At 55.0% G+C, this 17,581-nt stretch carries 15 protein-coding genes and 1 tRNA gene; 6 read left to right on the top strand and 10 right to left on the bottom strand.

Annotated features, from left to right (window positions below; translation table 11 throughout):
- Positions 1-10 precede the first annotated feature (10 nt).
- On the top strand, positions 11-481 hold the full coding sequence (locus tag HOP44_RS08545) for an NUDIX domain-containing protein (protein ID WP_172252411.1): 471 nt from the start codon (positions 11-13) through the stop codon (positions 479-481).
- Here the strand turns inward: HOP44_RS08545 and HOP44_RS08550 are convergent.
- From HOP44_RS08550 to HOP44_RS08570, 5 genes are all read right to left on the bottom strand, one after another.
- Positions 445-2,781: a putative bifunctional diguanylate cyclase/phosphodiesterase gene (locus HOP44_RS08550; RefSeq protein ID WP_172252413.1), complete on the bottom strand. Its 2,337-nt coding sequence runs from the start codon at positions 2,779-2,781 to the stop codon at positions 445-447. The two genes, HOP44_RS08545 and HOP44_RS08550, sit on opposite strands and share 37 nt — an antisense overlap.
- Positions 2,782-3,012: 231 nt before the next feature.
- Positions 3,013-4,488, bottom strand: a complete 1,476-nt coding sequence (locus HOP44_RS08555; protein WP_172252415.1) for a glycoside hydrolase family 1 protein — start codon at positions 4,486-4,488, stop codon at positions 3,013-3,015.
- A gap of 24 nt (positions 4,489-4,512) precedes the next feature.
- Positions 4,513-6,423, bottom strand: coding sequence for a beta-glucoside-specific PTS transporter subunit IIABC (locus tag HOP44_RS08560; protein ID WP_172252417.1), 1,911 nt, complete (start codon positions 6,421-6,423; stop codon positions 4,513-4,515).
- 190 nt (positions 6,424-6,613) lie between these two features.
- A complete protein-coding gene (licT, locus tag HOP44_RS08565; protein ID WP_172252419.1) occupies positions 6,614-7,450 on the bottom strand; it encodes a BglG family transcription antiterminator LicT in 837 nt (278 codons plus the stop codon).
- A 271-nt stretch (positions 7,451-7,721) separates the two neighbouring features.
- Positions 7,722-8,570, bottom strand: coding sequence for a helix-turn-helix transcriptional regulator (locus tag HOP44_RS08570; protein WP_172252421.1), 849 nt, complete (start codon positions 8,568-8,570; stop codon positions 7,722-7,724).
- 135 nt (positions 8,571-8,705) lie between these two features.
- Here HOP44_RS08570 and fabF point away from each other — a divergent pair, with 135 nt between their 5' ends.
- Positions 8,706-9,956, top strand: a complete 1,251-nt coding sequence (fabF, locus tag HOP44_RS08575; protein WP_172252423.1) for a beta-ketoacyl-ACP synthase II — start codon at positions 8,706-8,708, stop codon at positions 9,954-9,956.
- A gap of 102 nt (positions 9,957-10,058) precedes the next feature.
- On the opposite strand, the gene HOP44_RS08580 is transcribed toward fabF, so the two are convergent.
- Complete coding sequence (locus HOP44_RS08580; RefSeq protein ID WP_425501832.1) at positions 10,059-10,844, bottom strand: SDR family NAD(P)-dependent oxidoreductase; 786 nt, start codon at positions 10,842-10,844, stop codon at positions 10,059-10,061.
- Positions 10,845-11,078: 234 nt separating this feature from the next.
- On the opposite strand from HOP44_RS08580, the gene HOP44_RS08585 reads away from it, so the two are divergent.
- From HOP44_RS08585 to HOP44_RS08595, 3 genes are all read left to right on the top strand, one after another.
- Positions 11,079-11,732: a TetR/AcrR family transcriptional regulator gene (locus tag HOP44_RS08585; protein WP_172252427.1), complete on the top strand. Its 654-nt coding sequence runs from the start codon at positions 11,079-11,081 to the stop codon at positions 11,730-11,732.
- Positions 11,733-11,870: 138 nt separating this feature from the next.
- Positions 11,871-11,943 (top strand) — tRNA-Ala (locus tag HOP44_RS08590).
- Positions 11,944-12,124: 181 nt separating this feature from the next.
- Positions 12,125-13,288, top strand: coding sequence for a serine hydrolase domain-containing protein (locus HOP44_RS08595; protein ID WP_172252429.1), 1,164 nt, complete (start codon positions 12,125-12,127; stop codon positions 13,286-13,288).
- Positions 13,289-13,577: 289 nt separating this feature from the next.
- Here HOP44_RS08595 and HOP44_RS08600 read toward each other — a convergent pair whose 3' ends face one another.
- Positions 13,578-14,663: an AI-2E family transporter gene (locus HOP44_RS08600; RefSeq protein ID WP_172252431.1), complete on the bottom strand. Its 1,086-nt coding sequence runs from the start codon at positions 14,661-14,663 to the stop codon at positions 13,578-13,580.
- Positions 14,664-14,930: 267 nt separating this feature from the next.
- Here HOP44_RS08600 and HOP44_RS08605 point away from each other — a divergent pair, with 267 nt between their 5' ends.
- Positions 14,931-15,212, top strand: coding sequence for a DUF6171 family protein (locus HOP44_RS08605; RefSeq protein ID WP_172252433.1), 282 nt, complete (start codon positions 14,931-14,933; stop codon positions 15,210-15,212).
- Here HOP44_RS08605 and HOP44_RS08610 read toward each other — a convergent pair.
- From HOP44_RS08610 to nirD, 3 genes are all read right to left on the bottom strand, one after another.
- Positions 15,209-16,054, bottom strand: coding sequence for a methyl-accepting chemotaxis protein (locus HOP44_RS08610; RefSeq protein ID WP_172252435.1), 846 nt, complete (start codon positions 16,052-16,054; stop codon positions 15,209-15,211). The genes HOP44_RS08605 and HOP44_RS08610 overlap by 4 nt on opposite strands.
- A 265-nt stretch (positions 16,055-16,319) precedes the next feature.
- Positions 16,320-17,147, bottom strand: coding sequence for a formate/nitrite transporter family protein (locus HOP44_RS08615; protein WP_172252437.1), 828 nt, complete (start codon positions 17,145-17,147; stop codon positions 16,320-16,322).
- Positions 17,148-17,249: 102 nt separating this feature from the next.
- Complete coding sequence (gene nirD / locus HOP44_RS08620; protein ID WP_172252439.1) at positions 17,250-17,576, bottom strand: nitrite reductase small subunit NirD; 327 nt, start codon at positions 17,574-17,576, stop codon at positions 17,250-17,252.
- Between the last annotated feature and the right edge of the window lie 5 nt (positions 17,577-17,581).

The following is a 17,581-nucleotide window of genomic DNA, read 5'->3' on the forward strand; positions in this document are numbered from 1 at the left end:
ACCAAAAAGTATGCCGGCCGGAAAAGCGGCGGCATACATCCTGCTGCTCAAGCGTCAAAATACAGGGCATCAAGACGGACAATACGGTCTTCCCGCGGGCAAAACGGAAGCAGGAGAACGACCGGGCGATGCCGCGCTGCGCGAAGTATACGAAGAATGCGGCGTACAAATTCGGCGTGAAGATTTACGAATGACCGGGGTCATGCAGATCGGTGCGTCGGAACCAAGTCAAGACGAACGAATCGACTTTTTTTTCGAAGCGGAATGCCGGAGCGGAACCCCCGTCAATTGTGAACCGGACAAATGCTCGGAGCTGGCCTGGTTTCCGGCCGAACTTCTGCCTGAAAATACGATACCGTTCGTACGGGAGGCTTGGAATCGTGCGCGCCGGGGCGAATGGTACGGAAGTTACGCAATGGGCAAAAACCTTCCGGGCGAGTCCGGTCAGGAACCGATCGAACCGGGAGGAAGCGTAAAGTAGGCCGATGACTGCTGAAGCCGCGCGGTTAATTCGGGCTCGGCGGCCGGACGGCCGATCAGGTAACCCTGCATTTCGCTGCAGCCGGCCTGTTTGAGGAAATCGAACTGCTCCCGTGTCTCTACGCCTTCGGCAAGCACTTCGATATTCAGACTCTGACCCAGCCGGATAATGGCCCGAACCATATCGTCGGCTTCGCTGTCCTGCTTTCCGATCGGTCCGATAAAGCCGCGATCGATTTTGAGCAGCGACGGCTTGAAGCTCCTCAGATATTTCAACGAAGCGTAGCCGCTGCCGAAATCGTCGATAGCCAGCTGGATTTTGGCCCGGCGCAGCCGGTTCACTTTGTCGATCACCGCGGGAGTATCGCTTACGGCAAACGTTTCCGTCATTTCCAGCACCAGCATGCGGGGATCGATCGCCGTCGATTGGACAATGCCTAGGATCCGCTCGACGATATCGTCGCTCTGCAGCTGGCGCGGCGAAAGGTTGACGCTCATGCGCAGATTCGCAAAGCCCGCCCGGACCCAGCGCTTCTGCTGGCTGCAAGCTTGGCGCAGTACCCATTCCCCGATCGGGTTGATTGCACCGGTTTCTTCGGCAATGGGGATAAAGTCGGCGGGAGAAATCAATCCTTTTACCGGATGCTTCCAGCGCAGCAGCGCTTCGACCCCTGTGATTTTGTGGGTTCCGGCATCGATTTGCAGCTGATAATGCAGAGACAGTTCATTGCGTTCCAGAACCGTGTTAAGGTCGTTTTCGATTTCCATCCGGTGTTCCAGATCGCTTCCGATCGAAGAATCGAAAAATACGACTTTATGATTGTTTTCTTTTTTGGATTGATACATGGCCGCATCGGCGTTTTTAAGCAGTTCGTCTGTGGTGCTTCCGTTGGCGGGATAGACCGCTACACCGATACTGGTCGATACGTGCAGCCTATGATTTTCGATCGGTATCGGCTTTTCAAAACTTCGTCCGATCTCTTCGACTACGAGATCCATCATGGGTCTGCCGGCGGGAGGAGGAATCAAAATCACGAATTCGTCTCCGCCCAGTCTTGCCAAAAAGCAGAATTCGGGCAGGTTTTGGGCGAATCTGCCGGCGGCCTCCTGAAGCATACGGTCTCCGACGGCATGTCCCAGCGTATCGTTGATATATTTGAAGCGGTTGAAATCCATGAACACGACGGCGAATTCCTGCCGATCCTGCTGGGCCTGAAGGACGGTTTCCTGAAGCTTCAGATTAAAAAAGCGGCGATTCGGCAGCCCCGTCAGCTCGTCGTGATTGGCGTTGTGGTCGCTGACTTCCAAATACGTCCCCAGACGCGTCAGCAGTTCGTCGTTTTCGGCCAGCGTCAGAATTTGCCGGACAATAACCAACAGGATGCCGAACAGGCAGCACAGTACGATCATGTTGAAGTAAGGCAGCTGCAGCAGCATGACGACCATCAGCATGCCGAGACTTACATAAGGAAGCATGCGTCTGAACCATCCCCGGTTTTTCGTTTCATCCGATTTGCGGGCGATTTTGGTGAAGACCCGGGGATTGAGAGACTCGATTCCGGCACAGGCAATCGCGATCAGCGACATGCTCCATAAAGGATCGATAAAACTTCCGATTTGGTACGCTTCAATCGAAAGCAGATACAGATAGACCGAGTCGGCCGCGATAAACAGCAGTACGGCGCCTAGCAGCATCTGCTGGACTTTGGCTGCGATCGCATGACCGCTGGACAGCATCAGCAGGGTCAGCAGAAACAGAAAGCTCAAGTCCTGGACCGGATAACTGATATTCAAAATGATGAAAATCAGATCCCCGCTGGCGACGGCCTGCGTGTACAGAGGCTCGATCAACACAATCCAGCTCAAAGCAATCGCGGTCGTCATAAAGATGGAAGCATCCAGAAGAAGACGCAGAGCATGGAGTCCTTTCAACTGACGGTAATTCAACAGCAGAAGGGCGGAAAAGATCAGAAGGCCTTCAATGAACCATAGATAATCCGCCGGTCCCGGCAGGCCAATCTCGTAAGCGGGACTGAGCGCATCCCAAAGCCAAAACATCATGGCAAGCGCATAAGCGGCGCAGCTCAGCAGCATCAGCATCCAGAACGTTCGCAGCGAAGCGGCCGACTTGCGAAAGACCAGCCAAAGAACAAAAGCTCCGACCGCGGCCGGAATCAGATTCAGCAGATTGGCGAGCCAGCCCATGACGGACTCGTTGTGCCGGAACACGTCCAGCAGTACATAATAAGCGGCTAGGTAGCATAAGGTTCCCGCGTAAAAGAAGCGGCGATTTTGGTACATGCGGCGACCTCCGATAGTAGAAATATAGTGAATATGAACCTATGGCCTATATATCGTCATTTGGGAGCCTGAAAAACAGTCTGCTTCCCGACCATTGGCAAGCGGTGCCCTAAGGAAAAACGCACAGAAAAAGCTTTATCCCGACGGACAAAGCTTTTTCTGTGCGTTTAAAAAGGAGATCGACAAACGGCGGGGAGCAAGAAGCGGCCTTTTTTTTCCGTCTCCGACGTATTATCGGACCGGGGATGCGCCAAGTTCCAACGTTTCGCCGTTGCTTGCGATGACCTGCTTGTACCAGTGGAAGCTGTCTTTGCGGGAACGGTTCAGCGTCCCGCGGCCTTCGTTGTCTTTGTCGACATGGATAAATCCGTAGCGTTTCTTCATCTCGCCGGTGCCCGCGCTGACCAGGTCGATACAGCCCCAGGGAGTGTAGCCGATCAGGTCGACGCCGTCGATAATCGCTTCTTTCATTTCCTTGATATGCTCGCGCAGATATTCGATCCGGTAATCGTCATGAATCGAACCGTCCGCTTCCACTTCGTCCACCGCGCCGAGGCCGTTCTCGACGACCATCATCGGCAGCCGGTAGCGGTTATAGACGTTGTTGAGTACCCAGCGCAGGCCCTGCGGATCGATCTGCCATTCCCAGGCGCTCGCTTTGAGATACGGATTTTTGAGACCCATCGACATATTGCCGCCGATTTTCTCCTGCTCCGGATCGGCGCTGACGCATACCGAAGAATAATAGCTGAACGTGTAGAAGTCGACCGTGCCTTCGAGCAGCGTTTGTTCATCGCCGTCTTCCCAGACAAGCTCCACGCCTTTTTCCGCAAAATAGCGTTTCGCGAAGCCCGGGTATTCGCCTCGTACCTGTACGTCGCCGCAGAGGAAGTTGCCGATATTGTCTTTTTGCTGTGCGAGCAGAACGTCATCCGGATTGCTGGTCAGCGGGTACGAACACATATAGGCGATCATGCAGCCGATCTTGAAGTCGGGATCGATGGAATGACCCAGCTTGACCGCTTTGGCGCTGGCGACGAACTGATGGTGCAGCGCCTGGAAGCGGTCCTGCTCGGTGCTGGAATCCGGGTTCGTCAGTTCCATGCCGCCTTCCGGAATCATCGCTCCCGCGAGGAAAGTGCCGAATGGCATCGTCATGATATTGATTTCGTTGAAGGTCAGCCAGTATTTGACGACGCCTTTGTAGCGGTTGAACAGCGTCTCGCAGTATTGGACATAAAAGTCGACCAGGCGGCGGTCCGACCAGCCGTTATAGTTTTTCGCCAACGCGAACGGGGCTTCGTAGTGGGAGATCGTGACCAGAGGCTCGATTCCCTGCTTGCGAAGCTCCGCGAAGACGCGGTCGTAGAACTTCAAGCCTTCTTCGCTGGGCTCCTTGTCGTCGCCGTTCGGGAAGATCCGGCTCCAGGCGATCGAGAGGCGGAACACTTTGAAGCCCATCTCGCCAAACAGCGCAATGTCTTCGGCGTAACGGTGATAGAAATCGACGGCTTCGTGGCTCGGATAATTTTCTTCGGGCAGCAGTTCCGTCGTGATGCGGCGGGGTACCGTATGCGTGCCGGCCGTCATCATATCGGATGTGCTGAGTCCTTTGCCGCCTTCGTTGTAACCGCCTTCGAGCTGATTGGCGGCTGTCGCGCCTCCCCACAGAAATCCTTCGGGAAAACCGGTCGGAACCTTGTTCATATTTGTAATCCTCCTTGGATGAGTTTAGACCACAACGGTCAGCAGATTGTCGGAGTATCCGATACTTTTCTTTTCCGTCTCGATTACGTCCAGATAGCTGCCCGTGTTCGAGATGATGATCGGGGTCGTCAGGACGTAGCCTTCTTTGCGGATCGCGTCCATATCGAATTCCATCAGCAGATCGCCTTTTTTGACCGTATCGCCTTGTTTGACTTTGGGAGTGAAGTGTCTGCCTTTGAGCTTGACGGTGTCCTGGCCGACATGAATCAGAATCTCGACGCCGGTGTCGCTGGTGATGCCGATCGCGTGTCCCGAAGAGAACAGCGAGGTCAGCACGCCGTCGACCGGCGAGTAGACTTTGCCTTCGAGCGGTTCGATCGCGACGCCTTTGCCCATGGCTCCGGTCGAGAACGCTTCGTCTTTGATCGTGGACAAAGCGATGACATTGCCTTTCATCGGGCTGCCGACGGTTTCCTGCTGGATCACGGAATCGGTCTTTTTGACCGGCGTGTCGCCTTCCGCAACCGGATCGTCTTTGAACGTGAACAGGGTAATGGCGACGCCGAGCACGAAGCTGACGATGATACCGATGATCGCGCCGTAGAAGCCGGCATCCAGTCCGTTCGGACCGATATAGGACGGAATGCCGAAGATGCCGAGGCCGCCGATGCGGTAGCCCTGCGTGCCCATGGCGCCGATAATGCCGCCGCCGACCGCCGCCGCGATACAGCTGACGATGAACGGCTTTTTACGAGGCAGGGTAATGCCGTAGATAGCCGGTTCCGTGACGCCGAAGATGCCGGAGATGACAGCCGGGATCGAGAGGGATCTGAGCTTTTGATTTTTCGTTTTGAGCAGGATGGCCAACACGACGCCGGTTTGGGCGAAGGAAGCGCCGAACATGCCCGCGAGAACGGGGTCTTTGCCGAGCAGGGTCAGGTTGTTGATCGCGATCGGAACGAAGCCCCAATGCAGGCCGAAGATGACGAACACCTGCCAGAAGGCGCCCATGATGATTCCCGCCGCGATCGGGCTGAAATTGTATATGGCGAGCGTGCCGTTGCCGATCAGCGTGCCGGCCCAGGTGGCAATCGGTCCGATCAGGATAAAGGTGAGCGGAACGATGACGAGCAGGGTGCAGAACGGAACCAGGAAAGTCCGGACGACGCTCGGGATGGTTCTTTTGAAGAACTTCTCGATCTTGGAACCGACGAAAGCCGCGATAATGATCGGGATGACGCTCGACGAGTAGGTCATCAGAATGACGGGAATGCCGAGGAACGTGATGTAGACGGGCGATTCGAACAAGGTTCCGCCGAATAACGTATACAGCGGCTCGGCTCCCGAAGACGTGATGCCGGAGATATTCGGATACACGAGCGCCGCGCCGATCGCCATGCCGATAAAGTGGTTGCCGCCGAATTTCTTCGAAGCGGTGAAGCCCAGGAAGATCGGGAAGAAGAAGAACAGGCAGTCGCCGATCGCGTTCAGAATCTGGTAGGTGCCCGAAGCTTCGGTCAGCCAGCCCAGTGTCAGGAACAGGGCGTTGAAGCCTTTGATCATGCCGGTTGCGGCCAGCACGCCGAGCGTCGGTGCGAATACGCCGGAGATCATATCGACAAAGCGGCTGAACAGGCTTACTTTTTCGCCGGAACCCGAACTTCCGCTGTCGCCGGATTCGGCGGAAAAGCCGCCGGCGGCGTTCACTTCGGCATAGACGTCCGGAACATGGTTGCCGATCACGACCTGATACTGCCCGCCGCTTTTGACAACCGTAACGACGCCGTCCATATTCTTGAGCACATCGGTTTGGGCTTTGCTCTCGTCTTTCAGTCTGAACCGCAGCCGGGTCACGCAGTGTTCCAGGCTGCTGACGTTTTCCCGGCCGCCGACGTTCTGGATAATGTCCTGCGCCAATTTTTCGTATTTTCCCATTGTTCTCGCTCCTTATTAGGCAGATGGTCATCAAGGAAAAAGATATAAAAAAGGCGAGACCAAGAAAGCGCGCGCTCCGGAGGAGCCTGCTTCCTGTGGGTCTCGCCTGCATAACCAGTCACGATCCGTCATTTTATGAAATTGAATACGCTTACGGGATAGAAAACACTTGCTGCCGGGCAGGAACTTCTTAGGGGACCGCTTCCCGGGTTACGCGGTGGATATGCAGGGTCAGATAGAGCTTTTCCTCGTCGGGCAGTTCGATCTGCAGATACTTCTCGACTTTGAGCATGCAGCCGTACGCCCGCTTGTACTTCGATTTGACCTGTTTCAGCAGAAAGTCGTCTTCGAGTTCGCCGCGCGCCGGCTGGCCGATCCGCTGGAAGAAAAAGCGCAGATGGGTGATAAAGCGTTCATAGCTCAGCGAACTTTCGTCCGGAGCCGAGCCGTAGGTGTACTTGACGATGTTGAGAATATCGCTGATCTTGCCGGTCTGGGCGGAAATGTTCTCTGTCTGCCGCGAGGGCCGGTCGATCTGTGCATTGATCAGATGCATGGCGACGTTCGCCGCTTCGTCTTCCGGAAGTGTTTTGCCGAGCGATTCTCCGATGAATTCCAGAGCTTTTCTGCCGATCCCGAATTCTTTCGGGTAGATGCGCCGGATTTCCCAGCTCAGCGGATTGGTCGTGGTGATGCCTTCGTCGAGCAGCTTCAGCGCATTGTTCATGTGGTCGGTCAGCGTCACATAGATGTAATCGCTCAGCGGCACATCGAGCATGTTCTTGCCGTATTCGATAATGTCGTAGCACAAGGAGATATACTCGGGCGGCACATCTTCCAGCAGCAGTTTGAATTTCTCCGACGCTTCTTTTTGTTGAAGGACAAAAATCTTCTCGACCAGACTCTGGTCTACCGGTTCTCCGACTTTTTTCTTGAATGCGATTCCGCGTCCCATGACCACGAATTCGCTTTTGCCTGTATCGCTTGCGATAATGGCGTTGTTGTTGAAAATTTTACCGATAATCATATGCCGCCCTCCTTATCCAGCGAGATTGCGAAACGGGCAAGATAAGCGTTCACATCGTGAATTGAAAAAAGGGAAAGTTACGAAAAGAAGGCAAAACCCAGCACATGTACTTCTCGTACACGCAGTGGGTTTTGCCTTCTTCAGTAACAATCCCAACGTCATCATAGCAGGAATTGCATCGCTTAACAAGAGAAAAGTATGCGCTTTCTTGAAGAATTTATCGAGAGCGTTTTCGACGGCTTTTGATGCGAAAAAGAACGAAGCGGCGAATCTATGCGTGTTTGCCTTCGTCCATCAAACGCCGAAGTTTGGCTTCGGTGGAGGTGCCGGAGGCCGGGGTATAGATGCTGAGCCGCAGATCGTCCTGCCCGGATGTACTGAGCGAAGTCAGTTCGTAGACCATTCTGCCCGCTTTGGCATGGCGGAATTCGAGATGGACTTCGGGAGCGTAGCTGACCTGCCCATGTTCCCACATCTCCCGGAATTCCGGATATCCGGCCATCATTTCCTGCAAAAAGCGATCGTACCATCCGTCGCCGACATAACGGCCGTAGTAAGAGCGGAACAAGGACAGGAAACTGCCGGCGAACTGCGTCCAATTGACGGCCAGACGCCGGAACTCGCGGCGTTCGAACAGCAGCCGGATCATATTGCGTTCTTCGGCGGGGATCCGCTCGAAGTCCAGGAACACGAACGAAGCGGCCCGGTTCCACGCGACGATATGGCACGTCCGGTCGGAGACGATGACGGGGCAGTCCGTCAGTTCGCCGATGATTTTTTGCAGGGAAGGAGGAATCGGCGAAGCGGCCCGCTCGACCGGATGGGCATCGGAGCCTCCGTCGGATGCGAGCGAATACAAATATTTGCGCTCGTCGGCGTTCATGCGAAGCGCAGCCGCCACGCAGTCGAGGACGGAGGGGGAAGCCTGGATATCGCGGCCCTGCTCGAGCCAGGTGTACCAGGTGGTGCTGACCCCCGCGAGCTGGGCCACTTCTTCCCGGCGAAGGCCGGGGGTGCGGCGCCTTGTTCCGGCAGGAAGACCGACCGATTCGGGCGAGATTTTGGCCCGCTGGCTTTTGAGAAAAGCGGACAGCGCTTGAAGACGGGCGGCGGAATTCATGGACGATTCTCCTCTCGGCCGTCTATACGGGCAGTTCTTATACCCGTATAAACGGTAACTTGTACTAGGATATTTTCCATGCCATTATAGCGGTAAAGGAAGCCTGCGACAAGAAAACGAGAGGAGAAACAGAAGATGGAGAATAAAAGGGAACGGGTTGTAATTACGGGAATGGGCGTGGTAACGCCGCTCGGCAGCGGGGTGGAGAAGTTCTGGTCGCACCTGGTCGAAGGGCAGTCGGGAGTCGGTCCGATCGAAGCGTTCGATACGGCCAATCACAAAGCGAAGATTGCGGGAGAGGTTCGGGATTTCGATGCGGCGGCGCTGCTCGGAGCCAAAGAAGCGCGCAAGCTGGACCGCTTCTGCCAGTTTGCGTTGGCTGCGGCCGACGAAGCCGTCGTCCAATCGGGACTCGATCTCGGGCAGACGGACCGGGAACGAATGGGCGTCTATATCGGATCGGGAACCGGAGGAATCGGCACGCTGATGGAGCAAAGCGAAACGCTGGCCGCACGCGGGCCGGGGCGGGTCAGCCCTCTGCTGGTGCCGGCGATGATTGCCAATATGGCCGCGGCGCTCGTCAGTATCCGCTACGGGGCGCTGGGCCCTTCGCTTGCGCCGATCACGGCGTGTTCGATCGGCAATACGGCAATCGGCGAAGCGTTCTACCAGATCCAGGCCGGTCGTTCGGATATCATCCTTGCGGGCGGCAGCGAAGCGGCGCTGACGGAGATCGCATTGGCAAGCTTCTCGAATGCGACGGCCTTGTCGACGCGTAAGGACGAGCCGCAGCGGGCCAGCCGTCCGTTCGACGCGGAGCGTGACGGATTCGTGATGGCGGAAGGAGCCGGCATTCTGGTGCTGGAATCGCTGAGCCATGCGCGGGAGAGGGGGGCGGTCATTCTGGGCGAAGTGATCGGATACGGAGCAAGTTCGGATGCCTACCATATGGTGGCGACGCCGGAAGACGGAAACGGGGCGGCCCGGGCGATGCGGACGGCACTCCGGGAAGCGGATATAAGCGCGGCGGAGATCGATGTGATCAGCGCCCATGCGACCAGTACGGTGATCGGCGACCGTTCGGAAACGGCGGCGATCAAGACCGTGTTCGGCGAAGACGCGTACCGGATCCCGGTGACGGCAAACAAGTCGATGACCGGGCATATGCTGGGCGCTTCGGGAGCGGTGGAAGCGGTGGCGCTGGTCAAGTCGCTGCAAACGGGACTCATTCCGCCCACCATCAACCTGGAACAGCCCGATCCGCTGTGCGATCTGGATTATACGGCGGGCGAAGCGAGAAAAGCGGAACTGCGGATCGCTATCTCGAACTCGTTCGGATTCGGAGGACATAATTCGGCGATAGTGCTGAAAAAGTACGAAGGATAGCAACATGCGGAACATGAGCACGTAAAGAAAAGTCCAGGAAGTCGGCCCTTGGCCTGACTTCCTGGACTTTTTGCATAGAACGGTTCTGTCGCTTCAACGTCTTCACGCGCGTGCGCGAAGCATCCGTCCGACGAGGAACAGCATTTGTTTGCGGGTGAAAAACCGGGACAGCTGGGAAGAGACATAGTTTTGAAAACCGGGAATGACGTAGACCCGGTTTGCTTGAAGCGAACGGAGAGCCGCCCGAACGACACCGGCGGGCGTGCCTCTTTTGCCGACGGAAGCTTCGTTCGTACCGACAACGTTGAAGAATTCGGTTTCCGTAGCTCCCGGGCACAAAGCCAGAAACTGTACGCCGCGTTTTCGGTTTTCTTCCCACAGCGCCTGCGTAAACGACAGGACAAAAGCTTTGGTTGCGCCGTAGACGGCCATATTCGGCAGAGGTTGAAAAGCTCCGGTCGAAGCGACATTGATGACGACACCGCTTTTTCTTTTTAACATGTCCGGCAAAAACAAGTGCGTGAGATCGACGACGGCCAGCACGTTGAGTCTGATCTCTTCATGCTGCCTCGCCCCAGAGAGCTGTTCGAACAGTCCATAAGTAGCGAATCCTGCGTTGTTGACCAGAATATCGACATTTAGGCCGCGCTCCGTACATTGTTGATACAGGCGAGCCGGTGCATCCGGTTGGGACAGATCGCAGACGACCGCTTCCGCTTGAACGCCGTATTGGTTGTGCAGCTTGGCTGCCAGGTCGATCAGTTTGGCTTCGGAGCGCGCGACCAGAATCACGGCGTTTCCTCTTTTTGCAAATTCATGCGCGAAAGCTTCGCCGATTCCGGAAGAAGCTCCTGTAATTAATACCTGCTTGTTTGTTGTCGATTTCACGAAATGATCGCTCCCCGTATCCATTTTTGAAACAGTGTTTCTATAAGAATCATTGTATTGGAGCTTGTTTTTAAAGTCAATCTAAATATTCGAGTGCCTGAAACTTTCCGAAAGAAGCCGGGCTGGCCGGGTGCAATCTCTTTGTTCGTTGGCATTTTGCGGGAACAGCCGCTAAAATAAAGAGCAGACAAAAATCGGTCTTGGAAAATCAACAAGCTAAGGGTGTGAAATCTTATGCAGGATCCGTCGACGGCGCTTTCCAAAAAGGGACGTACGCTGACAACCTATCAAAAAGCCAAACTTCAGCATACCGAGACATTGAAGTTCAGCATGATCGAAGCGGCGGCGTCCATTTTGCAGGAATCCGGCGCGGAAGCCGTTACGATTCGCAAAGTCGCCGAAAAAATGGAATGTCCGACCAAGGTGATCTACAATTTGTTCGGAAGCAAGGAAGGTCTGGTCAAAGAGTTGTTCCTGGAAGGGTGTACGCTGCTTGCGGCTGAGTTTCAAGCGGTTCCGGAACAGCCGGATCTCAAGCGGTACCTGTATGGCCTGGGCCAGGCTTATTGGGACTTTTCACAGAAATATACCAGCTATTATAGAGTCATGTTCGGCGGGGCATTCAGCGAATTCAAGCCGGAAGAAGAAAGTCTGCAGACCATGGTGACGGCGCTTGAGCAGGTGAACCGCATAGTGGCCGAAGCGACGGAGCGGGGTCTTATGAACGAAGAAGATCCGAAGCTTGCCGTGGAACTGATCTGGGCTTCGCTGCACGGGGTGATCGATCTGTATCTGGGCGGACATCTTCCCGGTGCGGCGGGCGCCCGGGCTTTGTACGACAAATCGATATCCGGCTTGATTCAAACGTTGTTCGTCCAAGCAAACTGAAAAGCGGTGCGAATAAAAGATTCCCTCCAATGCCGCCTTTGCAGGTTCGGATAAAAGGCGGCCTATTTGAGGTGAAAAGAAGTATTGACTCGGTAAACGTTCTATGATATATTATTTCTTGTGAGAAAAATCAGATGCGGGGCCTTAGCTCAGCTGGGAGAGCGCGTCGCTGGCAGCGACGAGGTCAGGGGTTCGAGCCCCCTAGGCTCCATATAAGCAGTGCAGGAATAAACGGCCGTCGAAGGGTGCCAACCTTTCGACGGCCGTTTTTATTTGTGCCGAAGACTGGATAAACCGGTTTCGATCTGTCAAAATAGACAGAAAGGGTAACGCTTTCAGGCTGCCCATCCGCTGCAGATGAACCATTCCGTTTAAAAAGGAGAATTACACGTATGGCACAATTCGATCACCTGTCCGCGCTGCTTCAATCTTTTCCCGAGACCGGTCCTGCCGGCGGCGCCTGCATGATCGCCAAGAACGGCGAAGTGGTCTACGAACATTATTTTGGACAAGCCAATCTGGAAAAAGGTATCGACACGGGACCGGATACGGTATTCCGTCTGTATTCGATGACGAAAGTCATCGTCTGCGCCGCGGCCATGATTCTGTTCGAGCGGGGCAAGTTCCTGCTGAACGAACCACTGCACCGGTATCTGCCGGAGTTCAAAGACGTACGGAAAACGGTGACGGGTCCGAACGGCCAGGTGCATACCGAGCCGGTGCAGAATCCGATCCTGATCCGGCACGCATTCACGATGATGACCGGGCATCCGTATCCGTACGGCGAATCGCTGTCCGTCCGCGAGATCAACCGGCTGCGGACCGAACTGCGCGAACGGACCGGAGGGCGCTACACGCTGCGGGACGAGATCCGGGCGACGGCGCAGGCTCCGCTTATGTTCGAACCCGGCACGCATTGGCTGTACGGATACGGACACGATCTGGTCGCGGGCCTGATCGAAGTCATCTCGGGCCAAAGTATCGGAGAATTTCTCCAAAACGAAATCTTCGGACCGCTCGGCATGACCGATACGGGTTACCGCTACCAAGGGGATATCGAAGAACGCATGGCCGTTATGTATGAACGGGCGGAAGACGGTACGCTGACGCCCGCATCCGAGGAGATGGACGCGCTGCATCGTCCCGATTCACTGCTGGAATACGGGGGACAAGGGTTATATGCGACTACGCGCGATTATCTGAGATTCGCCAGTATGATGGCGCAGGGAGGGACGCTGAACGGGGTTCGCATCCTGGGCCGCCATACGATCGACCTGATGCGCACCAATCATCTGGACGCCGCGCAGATGCAGGACTTCGGAGGTTCCTACTCGGCCGGTTACGGCTATGGACTGGGTGTCCGGACGCTGATCGACCGGGCGGCGGGCGGCAGCAGCAGTCCGCTCGGCGAATTTGGCTGGACCGGCATGGCCGGCACCTGGACTTCGATCTCGCCCGAAACGAATACGGCGATCGTCTATATGCACCAGATGCTGCCGAACATGGAAGAGCACTATCACCTGCGCGTGCGCGCGGCGGCTTACGGAGCGCTGTAGCGGAAGCCAAAGCGTACGCGGCTTGAGCGCGCTCTTTTATCCAAACTTCATCGAGGCTTCAGATTGTTTTCAGGTTGGAGGCTTAAGATGTAATCAATCCCCTCTAGTCATAGAGCTTGACCCCGGCGAAGCCACCTCGCCGGGGTCCTTTTTTGTCTGCTTACGATTCGTTGCAGTCCGGCATGGAAGCGAAGCCGCAGACAGACCAAAAAACCAAACCGCGAAAATGCGGCTCGGTTTTTTCTTGAAAAGGATGCGTCCGATGAAGCCTCGGCGACTCCATCGATTACTATTGAATCGTAGGCGGCATGGCCGGCGGTTCGTTCTTCTTGGCCGAGGACGCTTTGCCGCCCGGTTCAAGCGGAACTTCCAGGATATCGAGCAGGAAGACGAAGATCGGCACACCGACGATCAGGCCCCATGCGCCGAGGAAATGCTCGCCCAGCAGCAGGATCAAGAACGTGAAGAAGATCGGCAGATGCGTCTTGTTCGACATGAATTTCGGATTGAGGATATAGGCTTCGATCGCATGCAGAACGACGATCATGACCAGGATGTAGATGATCATCTTGAAGCCGCCGATGTTGAAGGCAATCGCGCACAGCGGAATCAGCGAGATGACAACGCCCATAACCGGAACAAGGCCCAGTACAAAAATCATCAGCCACAATGCGAACAGATTCGGGAAACCGAGAATCCACAGGAACACGAGCGACAGCAGCGAATTGGTCAGCGAGATCATGAACTGTACCTCGATCACCTTGCCGAACGAAGTCACGAATTTGCGTCCGAAGTACTCAAGTTCCGTGAAGAAGTAAGCGGCTTTGCTGTAGCGGAATTTGGACATCAGCGATGTGACTTTGTCTTTTTCCAGATTGAAGAACAAACTCAGGATAAAAGCGATAAACAGATTCAGGCTCCATTTGCCGATATCGCTCAGCGTGTGCAGCAGGAAATCGAAACCGCCTTCGACGTAACTCGCGATATCGAATTCCTTAAGGGAATTCATGATATAACGGGTGAATGCGTTATCCGGCAGCGCCAGGTTGGACAGATTGTTGTAGAACGAGATGACCTGATTGATGAGCTGCTGGATTTCGTAGATGAATACGGGAAGATAGCGGTAAATCCCGAACCCGAGTGCGAATACGAGCAGAGCGTAAGTCAGGATCAGCACCACTTTGTTGTTGATCTTGATCCGGTCCGTACCTTTGCGAACAAAACGGTGCAGGCGGTTCATCAGGTAAGTAAGGATAAAAGTGATCAGCAGCATGCTGAGCATGCTCCGGAGCATAATAAGCAGCACGACAGCCAGAATCAGCGCCAGCGCCCTGCGAATTCCCGGAATGTAGAAAAAATCTCTGAGGGCCTTCATGAAATCGCGGTTCTCTCCTTCGGAATCAGACTTTTCAATGCCCCGGCGACGCTTCGCCAACAGCAAACACATACCTATAGTTTAGAGGCTGGCGCCCTGTAAAAGCAAGGTCGGAAAGCAGGCGATTTGGCATCGGCAAAAAGAAAAAAAGAAGGATTGACCGTCCGGGCGGAAATGTCTTTATAATAGTCGTATAAACCTTAAATATTTGTATGGATATAACGGATATAACGGATAAAACGGTCAAAGCGGAGAGGAGAACGGCGAATGCGAGAAAACAACCGAATGTGTCGAAGCTGCGGCGACGAATTTGCGGTGAACGAACGTCAAATGGAAAGGCTGCTGGCTTCGCCGGCGTTTGCACCGGAACTCAGAGTGAATCAAGCCGAATATGAAGCGAGGCTGCAAGCCTGCGGCGGCTGCCCCAAATTCCAGGGCGGCACCACCTGCATGCTCTGCGGCTGCCTCGTTCCGGTGATCGCCTACCTAAAAAGCAAAAGCTGCCCGTTTCCCGGGTTGGACCGGTGGGCAGCTTCGGCGGGTTCTTAACGAACGGAGTCGTGATAACGGGTCAGATTGCCTGCCAAATCCTGCATGGATTCGCCGGTCTGCTGCAGACGTTCGATCACATCGGTGAAGGTCGTTACGAGATTGGCTTGTTCCTGGGAAGAAGCAACAATCTGGGAGATCTCGTTTTCCATGACGCGGATCGAATCCTGAACGTCTTTGAGTGCGATTTCGATATCGGCGGTTGCGTTTTTGGAATGGACGGCCAGCTTCCGTACTTCGGTAGCGACGACGCCGAAGCCTGCACCCAGCTCGCCGACGCGTGCCGCTTCGATAGCGGCATTCAGGCCGAGCATATTCGTCTGATCGGAGATTTCCTTGATGAGTGTCGCGACACTGTTGATCTTGAGCGATTTTTGCACGGCGGTCTGCGTATTGGTCAGGATTTGTTCGCTTGTGGCTTGAAGTTCCTGGGCATGGGCGGCCACGTGCTGCACCATATCGACCAGATGGCTTGCGATCGAATGGTTGTCGGCCGCGATACTCTTGAGCTTTTCCTGGTTGGTCTGATCGTATGTTACGGTCAGGACGGCGGCGACTTCGTTTTGTTCAATCAGCGGGATAATCACCGCATGAAGCGGATAGCCGTAACCGAACATATCGGCCGGGTATTCGGCGAGCGAAGGTTCTTTGCGGCCTTTGAGCGCACCGAAATCCTCGAAACCGGGATAAAGTTTGTCTCCGGTCTTGATACCGAGATCGAAATTGCCGGATTGGACATAATAGAGGATGTGGGAATGATCGTAGATCGTGATGGCCGTGTTCTCGCGCATCATTTGACTCAGGTAAGGGACGACCTGCATCATGGAATCGACTATAGTCATGCTTGGGTTCACTTTCCTTTCTGTAAGGGCAAACGGGAAAACAGAGTCTGTCAGTCGCAAAACAATAAATCAAGCTTATGTTCCTAAGCCCTTCGTATCACTCGAATATAGAGACAGCGGACGGAAAATACCATGTAAAAGCTGGAAAAAGACGAAAATTAGTGACAAAGAACTAATTTGGTTACAATTCGAAAGCGTTTCAGTCAAAAAAGAGACCTCCAATGCGCAGCCCGCACGGAGGTTTTTGGTTCGGAGAACGTTCGATTTAGGAAGCGGAACGCGTCTCGTTTGAAAGCGTGCTTTGCGATTCCTGGGAAGACTTGTGGACCGGAGAGATGGTCCAGTAAGCGGCACCCACGAAAAACGCTCCGCCGACGATATTGCCCAGGGTGACCGGAATCATGTTGTGCAGCCAACCGGCGAGCGTGATCGTTGCCGGGTGGCCCGGCAGCAGAAGCGCCGTGCTGAGCAGCGTCATATTGGCCACGCTGTGCTCATAGCCGCTTGCGATGAAAGCGAACAAGCACCACCAGATCAGCATGATCTTGGCTGCGTCGTTCGTGGTCCGGCTGGCCATCCAGATCGCCAGGCAGACGAGCCAGTTACAGAGAATGCCGCGGAAAAACAGTTCCATAACCGGCAGGCTCATTTTTTTGGCGGCCGCGGCGAAGATCAAATGCTCCGGTGCGATGCCTTTGAACAGTCCGGTTCCAAGCACGAGCAGGCTGAGCACGATGGCCCCCGCCAGATTGCCGAAAAAGACGAGCGTCCAGTTTTTGCCGAGATCTTTCATCGAAGTGCGCCGGGCCAAAGTCGAAGCGGTGAAAAACATATTGTTGCCGGTAAACAGTTCCGAACCGGCAAAGATGACGAGGGTGAGGGCAATTCCGAACGAAGCGCCCATCACCAGCGGCTGAAACGGCGACTTGATCGCGGCCAGCGGAGCACCAAGCGAGAAGATCAGGATAATGCCGAGACCGACGAACGCACCGGCCAGCATGGCGCTGATCCAATAACGCAGCGGATGCTCGTTCATGAAATCTCTTTTTTTGACTGCGGCTTCGACAACGGACTTTACGCTTTCGGTAAACATAGGGGTCAGCCTCCTGGGCATGGGAATGGACAACATGGATCAAACGGTGAGACGGACCGGCCGCCGAATCTATCCTCGGCCGGTCCGGGTCAATAGGTAGGGCTACTTGAATACGGCGACCTGGTCGCTCTGCACCTCGACGCGGAACGTATTCACTTGACCGGAATCCGGTTCCTGCACGAGACCTGTTTTCAGATCGATTTTCCAATCGTACAGCGGGTCGTAGATGTAATGGCCGGATACGATCGATTCCGCGAGCGGGCCGCCTTTCGGATGCGGATTGCGGTTCTCGACCGCATAGAATTCGTCATCCGAAGTGCGGAATACGGCAATCTCGGTCTCGTCGAGAAGGAAGACGCGTCCGATCCGGCTCGGAAAGCCGTCGATAGAGTCAAGCGCGATAGGCGCGGCGTTGAAAGATTGAGTCATGGTCA

It is taken from the genome of Saccharibacillus deserti (assembly GCF_013618475.1).
GTDB classification, from domain to species: domain Bacteria; phylum Bacillota; class Bacilli; order Paenibacillales; family Paenibacillaceae; genus Saccharibacillus; species Saccharibacillus deserti.

What these genes read in the sequence shown, in the direction of transcription:
- HOP44_RS08570 (WP_172252421.1), bottom strand. Translation starts at nt 8,570, where the DNA reads ATGAATTCCGCCGCCCGTCTTCAAGCGCTGTCCGCTTTTCTCAAAAGC.
- HOP44_RS08615 (WP_172252437.1), bottom strand. Translation starts at nt 17,147, where the DNA reads ATGTTTACCGAAAGCGTAAAGTCCGTTGTCGAAGCCGCAGTCAAAAAA.
- HOP44_RS08605 (WP_172252433.1), top strand. Translation starts at nt 14,931, where the DNA reads ATGCGAGAAAACAACCGAATGTGTCGAAGCTGCGGCGACGAATTTGCG.
- HOP44_RS08555 (WP_172252415.1), bottom strand. Translation starts at nt 4,488, where the DNA reads ATGAACAAGGTTCCGACCGGTTTTCCCGAAGGATTTCTGTGGGGAGGC.
- HOP44_RS08600 (WP_172252431.1), bottom strand. Translation starts at nt 14,663, where the DNA reads ATGAAGGCCCTCAGAGATTTTTTCTACATTCCGGGAATTCGCAGGGCG.
- HOP44_RS08560 (WP_172252417.1), bottom strand. Translation starts at nt 6,423, where the DNA reads ATGGGAAAATACGAAAAATTGGCGCAGGACATTATCCAGAACGTCGGC.
- licT (WP_172252419.1), bottom strand. Translation starts at nt 7,450, where the DNA reads ATGATTATCGGTAAAATTTTCAACAACAACGCCATTATCGCAAGCGAT.
- HOP44_RS08610 (WP_172252435.1), bottom strand. Translation starts at nt 16,054, where the DNA reads ATGACTATAGTCGATTCCATGATGCAGGTCGTCCCTTACCTGAGTCAA.
- HOP44_RS08595 (WP_172252429.1), top strand. Translation starts at nt 12,125, where the DNA reads ATGGCACAATTCGATCACCTGTCCGCGCTGCTTCAATCTTTTCCCGAG.
- nirD (WP_172252439.1), bottom strand. Translation starts at nt 17,576, where the DNA reads ATGACTCAATCTTTCAACGCCGCGCCTATCGCGCTTGACTCTATCGAC.
- HOP44_RS08545 (WP_172252411.1), top strand. Translation starts at nt 11, where the DNA reads ATGCCGGCCGGAAAAGCGGCGGCATACATCCTGCTGCTCAAGCGTCAA.
- HOP44_RS08585 (WP_172252427.1), top strand. Translation starts at nt 11,079, where the DNA reads ATGCAGGATCCGTCGACGGCGCTTTCCAAAAAGGGACGTACGCTGACA.
- fabF (WP_172252423.1), top strand. Translation starts at nt 8,706, where the DNA reads ATGGAGAATAAAAGGGAACGGGTTGTAATTACGGGAATGGGCGTGGTA.
- HOP44_RS08550 (WP_172252413.1), bottom strand. Translation starts at nt 2,781, where the DNA reads ATGTACCAAAATCGCCGCTTCTTTTACGCGGGAACCTTATGCTACCTA.